Origin of the sequence: Bartonella sp. CE47NXGY (assembly GCF_042195415.1) — a bacterium.
Classification (GTDB): domain Bacteria; phylum Pseudomonadota; class Alphaproteobacteria; order Rhizobiales; family Rhizobiaceae; genus Bartonella.
Genome location: NZ_JBHIOI010000139.1, coordinates 1 through 1,366 on the forward strand (window position 1 = coordinate 1; position 1,366 = coordinate 1,366).

General features: G+C 37.3%; 2 protein-coding genes and 1 pseudogene. 1 reads left to right on the plus strand and 2 read right to left on the minus strand.

The genetic code is table 11. The features are described 5' to 3' along the window. On the minus strand, positions 1 to 629 hold a 629-nt coding region (locus tag ACFIL3_RS10170; RefSeq protein WP_375682227.1), incomplete at its 3' end, for a POTRA domain-containing protein. Beyond that, positions 622 to 801 carry a hypothetical protein gene (locus ACFIL3_RS10175; protein WP_375612457.1) on the minus strand — a complete coding sequence of 60 codons (180 nt, stop codon included), beginning with the start codon at positions 799 to 801 and terminating at the stop codon, positions 622 to 624. The genes ACFIL3_RS10170 and ACFIL3_RS10175, both read right to left, overlap by 8 nt. A 257-nt stretch (positions 802 to 1,058) precedes the next feature. On the opposite strand from ACFIL3_RS10175, the pseudogene ACFIL3_RS10180 reads away from it, so the two are divergent. Beyond that, positions 1,059 to 1,366, plus strand: a pseudogene (locus ACFIL3_RS10180) (type ISP restriction/modification enzyme); the annotation flags it as partial.

Genomic DNA, 1,366 nt, shown 5'->3' on the forward strand with positions numbered 1-1,366 from the left:
AGATTAATGGTGGCTTGGCGTGAGAAAAGCCGATTGATTTGATCAAGCCCTTGCTCTATCTGGCGCAGATTGGTCGGTTTTCCAATAAGGTTTGGAAAAGCCGTGGTGATTTCTCCTTGAAGTCTCCTCTCAACTTTATGCCCATCAAGGGTAATATCTTCCATCACACCTTCAACAACAACGATCTTGAGATGACCGCCGCTTAAATCTTGCTCAGGCAAATAAGCCCGCACTGCAATATAGCCGCGCTTCATATAAAGCTTGGTCACCGCTTTGAGCACTTTATTGATTTCGGCAATCCCCAAACACCGTCCTTCCCAAAGAGAAATGGCTTCATGAAGGTCGGTATGAGAAATCAACTGAACATCAACAAATTCAATGCTTTTGATCAGCAAACAGGTTGTACTAGGCGAAGCACCATAGGGAGATATGGTATCATCGTCTGGCAAAAATACCTCATGGGTTTTGTTTTTACGCTGCAATTGCTGAAAACGCTGTTGTTGCGTTTGTTGTCGTTGGATGCTCTCTGATTGATTAATCGCTTTCTCACGAATGTTTTGGGCAAAACTCGCCAACGAGAAAAGGCACAAAATAGCCGCAAAAACAAAAATGAAAAAAAATCTATGCATTCATTGTGCCCTCAAAATGAGCAACAAAATGAACCATATCGTCAGCGTCACAGAAAAAATCGCCAACCGCGTAACAATTTTTTAATTTTTTGATGAGAATAATACTTATAACATCTGAGAAAAAAGCATAGACTGTACTGTATACACCTGCTTTATGAGTTGTGCAAACCATATCATTTCCCCCGCTTTTGAAGATTTTACAATGACACTGTTAAATGACAATCATACACTCTAATATGCTTCTTAATTTTAAGGTGTTGCATGTAATATAATTTTGAGCTTTAAGTAAAGCCTCTTATTCATAGAATAGACCAAATTTATTGGAACTGTTACATATTAGAGACAACAAAAAACACTCCATTATTATCGCTTGATAAGAAAAATAGTATGACAATCGCTTATTTACTAAAATAAGAAAAAAAGAAAATGCGTAATGCTATAACTGATGAAGGATTAGCATATTTAAAAGCCGCTTATCCTAATGAAAAAACACTAAAGATGATCTGTTTTATTATGTTTACGGTTTTTTGCATTCAGAAGATTATCGCACCCGTTATGCTGATAATTTATGCAAAGAATTGCCTCGTATCCCTTGCGTAAAAACGGCTGATGATTTTTGGAAATTTGTGACAGCAGGGCGTGAACTCGGTCATTTGCACATGAATTATGAAACTGTAAAACCTTATCGCGTAACCTTTAAAAAAGGTAATCCAAAAGTTACAGAGATCTCTAATCCA

What these genes read in the sequence shown, in the direction of transcription:
- ACFIL3_RS10175 (WP_375612457.1), bottom strand. Translation starts at nt 801, where the DNA reads ATGGTTTGCACAACTCATAAAGCAGGTGTATACAGTACAGTCTATGCT.